Raw genomic sequence first — 12,644 nt, 5'->3', positions numbered from 1 at the left:
CTCATCCGTTCAAGCCGTTCAGCGCTGCCGTTTGTGCCTGTGCGGTCAGCCGTTCAGGAACGCGTTGACCGCGTCGCGGCCCTGTGTGCCGAGCTCGCGGTTCTGGATCGAGTGCGTCGCGCCCTTGACGACGACGAGCTTGCCGCCCGGGGCGTACCGCAGCTCCTCCCTGGCCCATTCCAGCGGCGTCGACAGATCGCGATCACCGTTCAGGATCAGCGTCGGGACGTTCGGAAGCCGCACGCTGGGCTCTGCCGTGTGCTGTGACCGCGGCCAGTAGAGGCACTCCTGGATGAAGCCGTTGCCCACCGCGGTGTCCGCGGTGAACGGCCACACCTTGCGAGTGGGCAGCGTTCTGCGGGTGCGTTCGAGGATCGCCTGCCGGCCGGCGACGGGCGCCTCCGACGTGCCCCAGGGGAACCGCCCGTCCCCGCAGACGGTCGCGATATGGAGTCCCGAGCTGTAGCGGTTGACCGGGTCGCCGCCGGAGTTCAGCAGGGCGAGCTGCTGGTCCAGCCGCGCCGGGTTCCCGTTGCGGGCCTCGTGGATCGCCCCGATCACGTCACCGGATCCCGCGGGCAGGCCCGCCGGGTTCGGATTGCGGTAGGTGGGATCGAGGAACTCGTACGTGACGATCAAGTCAAAGATCATCACATGGTCCTTGCGGTGCCGGGCCAGCCAGGCCAGGTCCTTGGCCGGGTCGAACCCGCAGGCGGGGGCCACCGTGCAGGCTTCGCGCAGCACCCGGGCGGTGGCGCGCAGGCCGGTGAGGTAGAGCATGTCGTCGCCCTGGGGGTCGACGTGCGGCAGCACCGAGTCCAGCACCAGCTTGCTCACGTTCCGCGGATGGGCGACGGCGTACCGGGCCGCGGTGAGGGAGCCGTAGGAGACACCGTCCACCGCCCAGGTCCGCACGCCGAGCGCCCGGCGCAACATCTCCAGGTCACCGGTGGTCTGCTCGCTGGTGAAGTAGTGCCGCCGGTCACCGAGGATCCCCGCGCACTCCTCGATCGCCGCGACCGTCGGCGGCTCGATGTCGGAGCTGCCGACCTGCGCCTGGAGCTGCGGGCAGTTGATCGCTCCGAAGTCGCCGGTGCCGCGCTGGTCGATCATCACGATGCGGTAGTTCTTCGCCACCTCGGGCAGCCGCTGGCTGATCCGCGTGATGAACGGGACGCCTGGCTGGCCGGGGCCGCCGGTGAGGAAGAGGAGGGTGCCCTTGGGCGCGTCCGCGTTGTCCGCCGTGGCCACCTGGAGTTCGAGCTCCCCCTTGCGCTTGCCGCGATGGTCGAGCGGCACGGTCAGCATCGAGCAGGTGAACCCCGGCTGGCCTTCGCAGGGACGGGGATCGGAGAGCGTGGGGGGTGCCTTAGATGCAGGGGACGAAGGGGCCGATGGGGCAGATGGCGTCGTGGGTGTCGCGGCCACCGCCGCACCGCCGGATGCGGTGAGGGCGAGGGTCAGGGCGAACACCGCTGTGAGACGTGGTCGCATGAGGCGATCATGTATCGGCCCACGCCGCCGGCAGGCCCGATCTGCCGGAAGCGGCCGTGGCCCGCTCTGGCCGCCCGGTTCGGGAACGAGCCGCGGTCCGCCTCCCGCTGAAGGCCCGGGGCTGGTGGGCGGCGGTTCGGAGGTGAATACTGAACGTCATTCGGTATGTACTGCACAGGGGAGGCTCAAGGGTGACCGGTTTCACGATGACCATCGACGGGCGGAGCGCGGAGGCGCTCGGCACGTTCGACGTGATCAACCCCGCGACCGGTGAGGTGGCCGAGCAGGCCCCCGACGCCTCGCGCGAACAGCTCGACCAGGCCATGGCCGCCGCCCAGGCCGCCTTCCCCGAGTGGCGCCGTGACAAGGAGGCCCGGCGCAAGGCGCTGCTGGCCGCCGCGGACCTGATGTTCGCCCGGTCCGAGGAGATCGGCCGGATCCTCACCCTCGAACAGGGCAAGCCGCTCCACGACGCCACCATGGAGGTCGTCGGCGCGGGCGTCTGGCTCAAGTACTACGCCCGCCTGGAGCTGCCGCGCGAGATCATCCAGGACGACGGCGCCGCGTTCGTCGAGGTGGTGCGGCGCCCCATGGGCGTCGTCGCGGCCATCACGCCGTGGAACTACCCGCTCCTGCTGGCGACCTGGAAGCTGGCGCCGGCGCTGCTCGCCGGCAACACCGTGGTCCTCAAGCCCTCCCCGTACACGCCGCTGAGCAGCCTGAAGCTCGGCGAGGTCCTGCGCGACGTGCTGCCGCCCGGGGTCTTCAACGTGGTGACCGGCGGCAACGACCTCGGTGCCTGGATGACCGCGCACGACGTGCCCCGCAAGATCAGCTTCACCGGCAGCGTCGCCACCGGCAAGCGGGTCGCCGCGGCGGCCGCGCCCGACCTCAAGCGGGTGACCCTCGAACTGGGCGGCAACGACCCGGCGATCCTGCTCGACGACGCCGATCCGGCCGTGGTGGCCGACAAGCTGTTCGGCGCGGCCTTCCAGAACAACGGCCAGGTCTGCTCGGCGATCAAGCGCGTGTACGTGCCGGAGGGCCTGTACGGCGACGTCGTGGAGGCCCTCGCCGCCAAGGCCCGCTCGGTCAAGGTCGGCAACGGTCTGGAGGAGGGCGTCCAGTACGGGCCGATCAACAACAGGCCGCAGTACGAGCGCGTCTCCGAGCTGGTCGCCGAGGCACTGGCCAAGGGCGCCCGCGCCGCCGCGGGCGGCAAGCCCATCGACGGCCCCGGCTACTTCTTCGAACCGACGATCCTGGCCGACCTCGCCGACGGCAGCAGGATCGTGGACGAGGAGCAGTTCGGCCCGGCGCTTCCGATCGTGAAGTACACCGATCTGGACGAGGCCGTCGCCCGGGCCAACGGGACGCACTTCGGCCTGTCCGGCTCGGTCTGGGGCGCCGACGCCGAGCGGGCCGCCGAGGTCGCGGGCCGTCTCGAATGCGGCACCGCCTGGGTCAACACCCACCTCGCGCTCGCACCCAACCAGCCGTTCGGGGGCTTCAAGTGGAGCGGGGTCGGCGTCGAGAACGGCCCCTGGGGGCTGTACGGCTTCACCGAGCTGCAAGTGATCCACCGTTCCAGGCTCTGACCGGAGGTCACGACTTCGAGTCCGGAAAGTGACACGGCAACTACTGTTCGTCGGCCACCGGATGGGAGACTCTGCGGCGGGGGGCGCTGAAACGGCACTGATCGGCGACCGCGGAGGCCCGGATGGACAGGTGGATCGTCGTTCGCCAGGACGACCTCGGCAACGAGTTCCCGGTGGCCGCGCACGAGTCCCGCATCGCGGCCCTGGCCCAGGTCCTGATTCTGGAGAGCGGCGTTCCGCACAAGCAGCTCTACTGGGTCAGCGGCCCGCCGGGCCCGGTCCTGCACACCAACCGCGACCTCTACCTGCACTTCCTTCACCTCGGCCAGGAGGCACGGGCGAGGTCCTGGTCGCTGTCGGCGTTCCTGCGGTCGCTGTGGAAGGTGAGCGCTCCGCTCCAGACCCGGGAGGTCCTCGAACCAGACGACGTGGCGGCGATGTTCTCGGCGGCCGCCACCACGCCGCCCGCCGAGTTCGACCCGGCGTGGCGGATGAAGGATCTCTCGCTGCCGCGCGGCGAGCCGGACGGGTACGGCGACTGGGAGCGGGTGATCCTCTCCCAGCTCGCCGACCTGGCCGACTTCCTGGTCTCGCCGCCGGGCCGCCGGGCCCGCTTCGGCGTCGACGCCCCGCGTCCGGCGGGCACCGGGCGCCGGGCGACGCCGCCCCGCTGGTACAACTTCGACCCGGCCACGTATCTGGAGTGCGCGGTGGCCGGCAGCCTCGGCGGCTGGGATCCGGCGGACGGCGCCCGCGTGCCGCTCACCGCCGGGTCGCCGGGCCAGGGGCAGCCGCGTTCGTATGTGCGGTCGATCACTACGATGGCCTGGGCCGACCTGGCCCGGATCGCGGTCTGCGGCCAGATGTACGAGTGATCCTGTCTGACCTGGATGCCAGACTGGGAGGGTGAGCGACAGGCCCGTCCGGTTCGAGAGCCGCGGCGACTGGTGGCTGGCGGAGGCCCGGCCTCATGCGGCGCTGCGCCCGTTCCTCGCCGTGTACGAGGGTTACTGGGAGACCCGGGTCGTCCCGAGCCGGATGCGGACCCTGCCCACACGCCACACGGTCATCATCGTCAATCTGGGTCCGCCGCTCCACCTGCACGTGCCCGATCCGGCGGCTCCCCCAGCCGTGTACGACTCGTTCATCGCGGGCATGCACGACGGCCACGGGATGTACGAGCACGAGGGCGGCCAGCGCGGCATCCAGCTCGACGTCACCCCGCTCGGCGCCTACACCCTGCTCGGCGTCCCGATGGGCCACCTGACCAACCTGGCCGTCGATCTCGCCGACGTCCTGGGCCCGGAGGTTCCCGCGCTCGTGGACCGGCTCCAGGAGGCCCCGAGCTGGGGCGACCGCTTCGACCTCCTCGACGCGTTCCTGCTCAAGCGGCTCGAGGTCGGCCCCTCCCCCGACGCCGAGGTGCGGGAGGCCTGGCGGCTTCTCGCCGCGACCGACGGCCAGACGCCGGTGGCCGTGCTCGCCGGTGAGGTCGGCTGGAGCCGCAAGCACCTCACCCACCGTTTCAAGGAGCAGGTCGGCCTCAGCCCGAAGGTGATGGCCCGCGTACTGCGGTTCCAACGCGCCGTAGAGCTGATGTCCCGGGGCGTGCCGAACTGGGTCGACATCGCCGTGACCTGCGGCTACTACGACCAGGCCCATCTCAACCGCGAGTTCCGCGCCCTGGCCGGATGCACTCCCACGGAGCTGCTGGCGGCCCGGGCCCCCGAATACCTCACCACGACCGCCCGAGAGGCACCCTGACCCGCGGCAGGTCTCATTCGTCCAATACGGCCGCACGACCCGGCTCCTACCGTCGTCAGCATCGGCATGACGGCGAAGGAGGCAGGAATCATGACGGCACCGACGGTCTTTCCCGCGCTGAGCTACGACGACGCCCCGGCGGCGATCAAGTGGCTCACCGGCGCGTTCGGTCTCACCGAGCACTTCGTGGCGGAGGGCCCGGACGGCACGGTGGCGCACGCGGAGCTCGCCTGGGACGACGGCGGCATGATCATGCTCGGCTCGACGAGGGAGGACGACACCCTCCGGACGGGGCGCTGCTGGCTCTACCTGATCGTGGACGACCCCGACGCGCACCATGAGCGCGCCGTCGCGGCGGGAGCGGAGGTGGTCCTGCCCCTCAAGGACGAGGACTACGGCAGCCGCGGCTACACCGTGCGCGATCCGGAAGGGCACCTGTGGAGCTTCGGCACCTACCGGCCGGCCTCCGGAACTTGACCCCCGCCCGACCATCGGGGTCTGGACGCGGCGGCGCGGCGGGGTGACGATCGGAGGGTGGCACGGCTGATGCTGCTCGGAATCGGGACGGCCAGGTCGCCCCGGTTCGCACCGGCGGGCCTGCTGGTCGAGTACGGCCACACGCGGGTGGGTCTCGACGGCGGGCCGGGCTCCGAACCGCCGGAGAACGTGCACGCCTGGCTGGTCACCGACGAGCAAGGGCCCCTCCGCGCCGACCTCCACCGGATCGCCCACGAGTCCGGCATGCTCGAACCTGCCGTGGCGCCGTACTGCCACGGCACCCTTCACGTCGACCCGCTGCCGGTCGCGCATCCCCGCGCGGGCGTGCACGGCTACAAGATCACCCGGGGTCATCGGGCCGCGGTGTGGGCGCCGGAGTTCGTCAAGCTGCCCGACTGGGCGGAGGGTGCGGATCTGGTGTTCGCCGGGGCGGACGGCTGCGACGTGGAGGAGACCGCGGAGGCGGCCCGGCGCCTGGGCGTGCGGCGGCTCGTCTTCGTCCGCCTGGGCGACGAGGCGTGCGCGGCCATGGACGCCGGGGAAATTCCGCCGTTCGGCGAATGGGGCGAGGAGGGCGGGCAATACCGAATGTAACTACATACGGTGGTGTCCATGGTCTGGCTCGGTCTTCCCCTTCTCCTCGCAGGCACGATTCTGCTGTTCGCCACAGACCTCGACGTGGCCGGCTCGATCCTGATGACGCTCGGTGCGGTGTCGGTCGTCGCCGGAATCCTTCGGCTCCGCCGCCGCTCCAAGGACCGCGTGACCGGCCGTTCGGCGGTCGAGACGTACTACCGGACGAGCACCGGGAAGATCGCCGCCATGATCGCCGCGGTGGTCTACATCGTGTCGCCGATCGACATCGTCCCCGACCCGCTGCTCCCCTTCGGGATCGTCGACGACGCCACCGCCCTGACGTGGCTGGTCATCGCGTTCAGCCAGGAGGCCTCGCGCCGGCGCCGCCGCCGCCAAGCCTGAACGCGCCCGCCAGGAAGGGCAGCGGGAAGAGCAGCAGGAAGAGGTTCGGCAGCCACCAGGTGAGCGAGAAGTCGCCCCGCAGGGCCCAGAACGCGATCGCCTGCAGGCCCGCCGTGCTCGTCAGCGTGAGCGAGACCGTCATCAGCGTCTGCCAGCCCCGCGGCCGGCAGAGGCTCGCCAGCCCGGTCAGGCTCGCGGCCAGATCGAGCGGGAGGAACGAGGTGTTCCAGTCGCTCAGGATGGGATCGGCGTAGTCCTTGTACGCCAGTTCCTGAGGGATCAGCCCGCCGCACGCGACGATCCAGTACAGCAGGAAGCCCACGTCGGTCAGCAGCATGGCGACCTTGGTCGGCCCGAGGATCCGCTCGTTCATCCGTGGCTCATCCCGCCGCCGAGATTCATCACGATCACGCCGGCCACGATGATGCCCGCGCCGATGACGGCCACCGGCCTGACCGGCTCGCCGAAGAGCAGCACGCCGCCCGCGAAGGCGCCCACCGTGCCGAGCGCCGACCAGATCGCGTAGACCGGGCCCACGTTCAGCGCCGTCAGCGCCTTGGCCAGCAGGAGGAACGAGACGGCGTAGCCGACCACCACGATCGCGGACGGGCCGAACTTCGAGAACCCCTCCGAGGCCCTCAGCGACAGGGTCGCGGTCACCTCGGCGGCGATGGCCAGCCCGAGCAGCACGTACGGCACTTCAGTCGCCTCCAGGGATCAGTTCGCTCAGCCGGGCGCGGACCTCCCGGTGGAGGTCGTCGCGTGGCGGGGCCAGGTCGAGCAGCCGCGCCAGCCACCACCCGTCCACCGCGAGCCGCACGAGGGTGGTGGTCGCCGGATCGAGGCCGTCGTCGGCGATCCGCCGCTGCCAGAGCTCGTAGCAGCGCCGCAGCGCGCCCAGCACCTCCGGGCCGCCGGACATCCCGGCGAGCAGCGCCACCGACACCTGGTCGAACCGGTCCCGCGCCGGAACGTCGTCCACCGGGATGGTCGCCTCCAGCCAGGCCCGGGTGAACGCGCCCGGCGGGGATCCCGGCGGTGGCAGCACCGCCTCGAACCGGTCCACCAACCGGCCGAGCACCCCCTCGATCAGGGCGCGCTTGGACCCGAAGTGATGGAGCAGCCCGCCCTTGCTGACCCCCGCCTCGGCGGCGACGGCGTCCAGCCTGACGGCGTCCGCGCCGCCCGCGACGAGCATCCGTTCGACCGCGTCCAGGATCCGGTCCCGCATCATGCCTCCAAACCGTCTAGACGGTCGGTCCGGAGCCTAGCGCGGCGGCGGCCGGTGGTCCAGCCGTTCGATCACAAGCGGTTCAGCCGCGGTGCGCGCTCGCGACGGCCTCGAAGACCTTCATGTCGGCGTCCCAGTCGGTGCCGGGACGCGGCCAATGGAGGCCGATGTCGGTGATGCCAAGCTCGGCGTAGCGACCGGCGAGATCAGCGAACGCCTCGGGCGACTCCAGCCAGGGCTCCTCGGTGAAGCCGGTGAGGAACAGCCGCCGCAGCTCACCCGGGTCGCGCCCTTCGGCCTCGCACGCCTCCCGCAGTCCTTCCAGCTGCCGGCGCACCGCCTCCTGCGGGTCGTGGCGGAGCTCGCGGCTGCCGGTGGTGACCCACATGCCGGCCTGGCGAGCGGCCACCCGGAGACCGCGCGGCCCGGTGGCGGCGATCGCGAACGGCAGCCGTGGCCGCTGGACGCACCCTGGCGACGTCAGCACCTCGCGAGCCGAGTAGTACGTGCCGTCGAAGGTCACCTCGGACCCGCGCAGCAACGCGTCCATGAGGTCCGTCCATTCGGCGAACCTCCCGGCGCGTTCCCGGGCCGTCCACTCCCCGTCGCCGAGGATCCCGGCGTCGGAGCTGCGATTCATGCCGCCCGCGCCGATTCCCAGCGTGAACCGGCCACCGCTGATGTGGTCGATGGTCCTGGCCGCGTGCGCGGTGGGCACCGGATGGCGGAAGTTGGGCGAGGTGACGAGCGTGCCCAGCCGGATCCGCGAGGTGATCCCCGCCGCGGCGGACAGCGTGCTGTACGCGTCGTACCAGGGCGTGATCCCGCGCCAGGCGATGTGGTCGTACACCAGCGCGGCGTGGAACCCCAGCTCCTCGGCACGCCGCCAGAGCCCGCCCGCCTCCGGCCACGGCTCCGTCGGCCACATCACCGTGCTGACCTTCACTTGGCTCAAAACGCCCCCTAGAAAGTGTGTTGCGCCCAGGTTTTCATCGACGGCCCAACCAGCTTTCCTTAACGGCCCAGCCAACTGCGCAGCGCCCACCACCAGTGCGCGGTGGGCTCGGCTCCGGCGGCCTCGGACGGCGACCGGCCCGTCAGCTCGCGAAGGCGCCGGAGCCGGTATTTCACCGTGTTGCCGTGGACGTGCAGCGCGGCCGCCGTGTCGTCGATCCGGCCGCCGTGGTCCAGGTACGCCAGCGCGGTTTCGGCGAGCTCCCGGTGGAAGGGGTCGTCGCCGTCGAGCTTGCCGAGCAGCGCGCCGGCCAGCAGACGCCCGAGCGCGGGCTCCGCTTGGGTGACCGTGAGCAGCGCAAGGTCGGTCAGGCTCCGCAGGCCGTGCAGCCCGGCGGTGCGACCCGCCCGCAACGCCCGCTGTCCCAGCTCGTACAGCGGTGCGATCTCGGCGGGAGGCACCGCCGGGGCGGCCACCAGGAGGGGGGTGTCCGCTGGGAACGCCGGCAATCGGGTGACGAGCGCCGCCAGCCGTCCGTCGACGATCCCGCAGAGGCCGTGCCCGGCCGCCGTGAGGGCGGCTTCGATCCCGGCTGCCACGGCCGGGTCGCTGACGTCGGAGACCACGCAGTGGTACGGGACGGCGGGATCGAGCGGGGCGAGGACCGGTTCGTACTCCCCGTGCAGGAGCTGGCGCAACATCTGGATGTGGCCTTCCCGCGTGGTGCGGGCCATCTCCAGCTCGGCGATGCGGTGGGCGTGCACCATGCGGTGGACGAGAGCGGTGGTGATGTCGTCGATCCGGGTGACGCCGTCGAGCAGCGCGCCCGCGGGCACCCCGAGCTCACGTCCCTCGCCGATCAGCAGCCGGACCAGGTGCGACCGGCCCGCCTGGAAGCCGTCAAGGAGCGCGGCCACCGGGACCCCTTGGCGGGCACGATCCGAACCGAGCCGTTCCGCTGCCTGGAAGAGGTCCTCCCCGGGCTCGCCATCGTTGGCCAGCGCGGCCAGGACGCCGCTGAGGAGGGCCTGGGTGTGGCGCCGGGTCTCCTCCTCCGGCAGGGTCGCGACCAGCTCGGACTTGCTCCGAGCGGCCCGGACCGTCGTGTCCAGCAGAGCGGGGTCGGCGCTCCGCTCCAGCAGCAGTCTGAGGAACGGGTCGGCGTCCGGTGGCGCCATGCGCGTCGCCCTCCTCGCCTCACTCATTGTCCGCCTGGGACAACGGCCGCCCTCCTGCTTGGACCAAATCAGCCTAGGCGACGGGGTCACCGATGATGTTTGGTGGTACGAGACAATCGAAGGAGTGTCCCCGTGTCCGACGAAGAGAAGTTCCTCGACAAGCTGGCGACCGACTTGATCTTCCGGCTGCCCCCGTCCTTCGACACCGTCGAGGACGAGCGCCGGCACCGCAAGGAACGGCTCACGGCCGCGTTGCGGATCTTCGGCAAGTTCGGGTTCGAGGAGGGCGTGGCCGGTCACATCACCACCCGCGACCCCGAGCACACCGACCATTTCTGGGTCAACCCGTTCGGCATGTCCTTCAAGCACATCAAGGTCAGCGACCTGATCCTGGTCAACCACCAGGGCCAGGTGGTGGAGGGCCGCTACCCGGTCAACGAGGCCGCCTTCGCCATCCACTCGCAGGTGCACCAGGCCCGCCCCGGCGTGGTGGCCGCCGCGCACAGCCACTCCACCCACGGCCGCGCGATCTCCGCGCTCGGCCAGAAGCTGGAGCCCATCACTCAGGACGTCTGCGCGTTCTACGAGGACCACGGGCTCTTCGACGACTACACCGGCGTCGTGACCGATCTTGAGGAGGGCAAGCGCATCGCCGCCGCCCTGGGCGACTACAAGGCCGTCATCCTGCGCAACCACGGCCTGCTCACCGTGGGCGAGACGGTCGACGCCGCCGCCTGGTGGTTCATCACGATGGAGCGCTCGTGCCAGGTGCAGCTCCTGGCCAAGGCGGCCGGGACGGTGGTCCCGATCGAGCCCGAGAACGCCAAGCTGACCCACTCGCAGATCGGCAACGACCTGGTCGGCTGGATCAACTACCAGCCGCTGTACGACCAGATCACCCGCGAGCAGCCCGACCTCTTCGACTGACCGGATCGGGTCCGATGGGACTGGAACACCGTGCCGGGTGGTGAAACGCTCATGGAATGGGCTACGACATCGACCAGCCGTACGGGCCGTTGATCGACACCACGATGCGGGTGGCGACCTGGAACGTCTGGTCGCGGTACGGTCCGTGGCGCGAGCGCGAACGGGCGATCCTCGACGTGCTCAAGGCCGCCGCGGCCGATCTGGTGGTGTTCACCGAGGCCTGGGAGAGCGCCGACGAGACCCAGGGCGAGCGGCTGAAGCACGCCCTCGGCCTGCCCCACCACGCCTTCCTCGGCGCACCCGAGGACGGCTCGGAGGACGGCGGGATGTCGGGCATCCTGATCATGTCCCGCTGGCCGCTCTCCCGGGTGGGCCGGCAACGGCTCGGCGACCAGGAAGGCTGGGACTCGGGCCTGGCGGTGTACGCGCGAGCGGACGGGCCGCGCGGGCCGGTGCACGTGTTCGGCATCGGGCTCGGCTGGAAGCTCGGGCACAGCGTCCAGCGCCAGGGGCAGGTCCGCGACCTCGGCGCGTACGTGCGGAAGGTGGCCGACACGTCGGCGCCCGTCGTGCTCTGTGGTGACTTCAACGCCGGCCCTGACAGCGACGAGATCCGGATGCTCACCGGCCGTGCCGCCGTGTGCGCCCCGGGGCTCGTCTTCTACGACGCCTGGGAGCTGGCGGGCGACGGCACTCCCGGGCACACCTGGGCCAACACCAACCCCTGGGCACGCCCGGTGCTCTTCCCCGACCGGCGGATCGACTACGTCTTCTCCGCCTGGCCACGGGCGGGGGGAGCCGGTCACCCCGTGCGCTGCCGGCTCCTCGGCACCGAGCCGGTCGACGGGATCCTCCCGTCCGACCACTACGGGGTCCTGGCCGACCTCCGCTACTGAGCGGCGCCCAACTCGACGACCTGGCCGTCCCGGGCCGAACGGAGGGCTGCCTCGATGACCTCCAGGCCGACGATGGCGTCGCTCAGCGTGACAGGAGGGGGCGCCTCGCCGCGGACGGCCCGTTCGACACCCTCATAGAACTCCTGGTACGCGCCCATCTCCGTGGGCTGCGCGCGTTCGTCACCGGGCGCGCCGATCCGCCCAAACGCCTCGGGCGGTGTGACGCCCCAGCCCCGGTCCCGGGGAGTCGCGCCCGCGCGCAGAGCGTCCTCCTGGCCGTCCAGCCCGTTGACCGTGTAGGCGGCACGGCTGCCCAGCACCCGGAAACGCGGCCCCAGCTGCGCCGCGGTCGCACTCATCCAAAGGTGGGAGCGCACGCCGCCCGGGTGGGCCAGCGCGACGAAGACGTCGTCCGGGGCCACCGCGCCGGGCCTGCGCACATCGATCTCCGCGTACACCTGCCGCGGCCGGCCGAAGAGTTGGATCGCCTGGTCGATGAGGTGCGAGCCCAGGTCGTACAGGATCCCGCCGGCGTCCCGCGGGTCGTCGCTCTCCTTCCAGCCCTGCTTGATCTGCGGCCGCCACCGTTCGAAGCGCGACTCGAAGCGCCGCACATCGCCCAGCGCGCCGTCCCGGATGAGCGTCCGGGCGGTCCGGAAGTCGCCGTCCCACCGCCGGTTGTGGAACGGGATCACGGGCAGGCCGCGGACGGCGCTCAGCGCGGCGAGCGACCGCGCGTCGGCCGCCGACGCCGCCACCGGCTTGTCGACGACCACCGGCATCCCGCAGCTCAGGGCCTCCCGGGCCAGCGGCACGTGCAGGCGGTTGGGCGCGGTCACCACCACCAGGTCGTACACCCCGGTGGCCTCCCACAGCCGATCCGCGCTGTCCAGGACGTTCGTGTCCGGGTGGCGCCGGCGGACGGCCGCCTGGCGCCCTGGATCGGACGTGACCACGGCGGCCAGCCGCAGCCCCGGGACCGAGGAGATCAGCGGGGCGTGGAAAACCGAGCCGCCGGTGCCGAAGCCGATCAGTGCAACGCGCAGATCCATGCTCTGATCATCGCCGATGCGCCCACCCGTGCGTGCGACCGGGGCGGACGGCCGGGATCAGTCTCAGGACTCC

Annotated in this window: 15 protein-coding genes; 8 read left to right on the top strand and 7 right to left on the bottom strand. The window is 71.5% G+C overall.

Features of this window, described 5'->3' with window-relative positions:
- Window positions 1-45 precede the first annotated feature (45 nt).
- Complete coding sequence (locus F8566_RS02955) at window positions 46-1,494, bottom strand: alpha/beta fold hydrolase (protein WP_151557623.1); 1,449 nt, start codon at window positions 1,492-1,494, stop codon at window positions 46-48.
- 191 nt (window positions 1,495-1,685) lie between these two features.
- Between F8566_RS02955 and F8566_RS02950 the strand changes: the two genes are divergently transcribed.
- From F8566_RS02950 to F8566_RS02925, 6 genes are all read left to right on the top strand, one after another.
- The gene (locus F8566_RS02950) at window positions 1,686-3,092 is read left to right on the top strand and encodes an aldehyde dehydrogenase family protein (protein WP_225992804.1); all 1,407 of its coding nucleotides are present in this window, start codon (window positions 1,686-1,688) and stop codon (window positions 3,090-3,092) included.
- A gap of 122 nt (window positions 3,093-3,214) precedes the next feature.
- Window positions 3,215-3,967, top strand: coding sequence for a hypothetical protein (locus F8566_RS02945; protein ID WP_151557621.1), 753 nt, complete (start codon window positions 3,215-3,217; stop codon window positions 3,965-3,967).
- A gap of 31 nt (window positions 3,968-3,998) precedes the next feature.
- Window positions 3,999-4,856, top strand: coding sequence for a helix-turn-helix domain-containing protein (locus F8566_RS02940; protein WP_225992803.1), 858 nt, complete (start codon window positions 3,999-4,001; stop codon window positions 4,854-4,856).
- 90 nt (window positions 4,857-4,946) lie between these two features.
- The gene (locus F8566_RS02935; RefSeq protein WP_225992802.1) at window positions 4,947-5,333 is read left to right on the top strand and encodes a VOC family protein; all 387 of its coding nucleotides are present in this window, start codon (window positions 4,947-4,949) and stop codon (window positions 5,331-5,333) included.
- 57 nt (window positions 5,334-5,390) lie between these two features.
- On the top strand, window positions 5,391-5,948 hold the full coding sequence (locus tag F8566_RS02930; protein ID WP_225992801.1) for a hypothetical protein: 558 nt from the start codon (window positions 5,391-5,393) through the stop codon (window positions 5,946-5,948).
- Window positions 5,949-5,966: 18 nt separating this feature from the next.
- A complete protein-coding gene (locus tag F8566_RS02925; RefSeq protein WP_151557614.1) occupies window positions 5,967-6,332 on the top strand; it encodes a YkvA family protein in 366 nt (121 codons plus the stop codon).
- On the opposite strand, the gene F8566_RS02920 is transcribed toward F8566_RS02925, so the two are convergent.
- The 5 genes from F8566_RS02920 to F8566_RS02900 all read right to left on the bottom strand — a co-directional run bounded on the left by F8566_RS02920 (window position 6,289) and on the right by F8566_RS02900 (window position 9,696).
- The gene (locus F8566_RS02920) at window positions 6,289-6,705 is read right to left on the bottom strand and encodes a DUF5360 family protein (protein ID WP_151557612.1); all 417 of its coding nucleotides are present in this window, start codon (window positions 6,703-6,705) and stop codon (window positions 6,289-6,291) included. The two genes, F8566_RS02925 and F8566_RS02920, sit on opposite strands and share 44 nt — an antisense overlap.
- Window positions 6,702-7,031: a DMT family transporter gene (locus tag F8566_RS02915; RefSeq protein WP_151557610.1), complete on the bottom strand. Its 330-nt coding sequence runs from the start codon at window positions 7,029-7,031 to the stop codon at window positions 6,702-6,704. Before F8566_RS02915 ends, F8566_RS02920 begins: the two co-directional genes overlap by 4 nt.
- A gap of 1 nt (window position 7,032) precedes the next feature.
- The gene (locus F8566_RS02910) at window positions 7,033-7,566 is read right to left on the bottom strand and encodes a TetR/AcrR family transcriptional regulator (RefSeq protein ID WP_225992800.1); all 534 of its coding nucleotides are present in this window, start codon (window positions 7,564-7,566) and stop codon (window positions 7,033-7,035) included.
- A gap of 79 nt (window positions 7,567-7,645) precedes the next feature.
- A complete protein-coding gene (locus F8566_RS02905) occupies window positions 7,646-8,509 on the bottom strand; it encodes an LLM class flavin-dependent oxidoreductase (protein WP_151557968.1) in 864 nt (287 codons plus the stop codon).
- A gap of 68 nt (window positions 8,510-8,577) precedes the next feature.
- Entirely contained in the window at window positions 8,578-9,696 is a 1,119-nt protein-coding gene (locus F8566_RS02900; protein ID WP_151557608.1) for a helix-turn-helix domain-containing protein, read from the bottom strand.
- Between the two features lie 132 nt (window positions 9,697-9,828).
- On the opposite strand from F8566_RS02900, the gene F8566_RS02895 reads away from it, so the two are divergent.
- Both F8566_RS02895 and F8566_RS02890 read left to right on the top strand, forming a co-directional pair.
- Window positions 9,829-10,623 (top strand): class II aldolase/adducin family protein, encoded by a 795-nt coding sequence (locus tag F8566_RS02895; RefSeq protein WP_225992799.1) that lies wholly within the window; start codon window positions 9,829-9,831, stop codon window positions 10,621-10,623.
- Window positions 10,624-10,679: 56 nt separating this feature from the next.
- Complete coding sequence (locus F8566_RS02890) at window positions 10,680-11,519, top strand: endonuclease/exonuclease/phosphatase family protein (RefSeq protein WP_151557606.1); 840 nt, start codon at window positions 10,680-10,682, stop codon at window positions 11,517-11,519.
- On the opposite strand, the gene F8566_RS02885 is transcribed toward F8566_RS02890, so the two are convergent.
- The gene (locus F8566_RS02885; protein WP_151557604.1) at window positions 11,513-12,571 is read right to left on the bottom strand and encodes a Gfo/Idh/MocA family oxidoreductase; all 1,059 of its coding nucleotides are present in this window, start codon (window positions 12,569-12,571) and stop codon (window positions 11,513-11,515) included. The genes F8566_RS02890 and F8566_RS02885 overlap by 7 nt on opposite strands.
- Between the last annotated feature and the right edge of the window lie 73 nt (window positions 12,572-12,644).

This window comes from Actinomadura rudentiformis, from assembly GCF_008923185.1.
GTDB classification, from domain to species: Bacteria; Actinomycetota; Actinomycetes; order Streptosporangiales; family Streptosporangiaceae; genus Spirillospora; species Spirillospora rudentiformis.
The sequence above is the reverse complement of the archived record's forward strand: the minus strand, read 5'-3'. Positions and strand labels throughout refer to the sequence as shown.

What these genes read in the sequence shown, in the direction of transcription:
- F8566_RS02945 (WP_151557621.1), top strand. Translation starts at nt 3,215, where the DNA reads ATGGACAGGTGGATCGTCGTTCGCCAGGACGACCTCGGCAACGAGTTC.
- F8566_RS02920 (WP_151557612.1), bottom strand. Translation starts at nt 6,705, where the DNA reads ATGAACGAGCGGATCCTCGGGCCGACCAAGGTCGCCATGCTGCTGACC.
- F8566_RS02885 (WP_151557604.1), bottom strand. Translation starts at nt 12,571, where the DNA reads ATGGATCTGCGCGTTGCACTGATCGGCTTCGGCACCGGCGGCTCGGTT.
- F8566_RS02925 (WP_151557614.1), top strand. Translation starts at nt 5,967, where the DNA reads ATGGTCTGGCTCGGTCTTCCCCTTCTCCTCGCAGGCACGATTCTGCTG.
- F8566_RS02955 (WP_151557623.1), bottom strand. Translation starts at nt 1,494, where the DNA reads ATGCGACCACGTCTCACAGCGGTGTTCGCCCTGACCCTCGCCCTCACC.
- F8566_RS02900 (WP_151557608.1), bottom strand. Translation starts at nt 9,696, where the DNA reads ATGGCGCCACCGGACGCCGACCCGTTCCTCAGACTGCTGCTGGAGCGG.
- F8566_RS02935 (WP_225992802.1), top strand. Translation starts at nt 4,947, where the DNA reads ATGACGGCACCGACGGTCTTTCCCGCGCTGAGCTACGACGACGCCCCG.
- F8566_RS02910 (WP_225992800.1), bottom strand. Translation starts at nt 7,566, where the DNA reads ATGATGCGGGACCGGATCCTGGACGCGGTCGAACGGATGCTCGTCGCG.
- F8566_RS02890 (WP_151557606.1), top strand. Translation starts at nt 10,680, where the DNA reads ATGGGCTACGACATCGACCAGCCGTACGGGCCGTTGATCGACACCACG.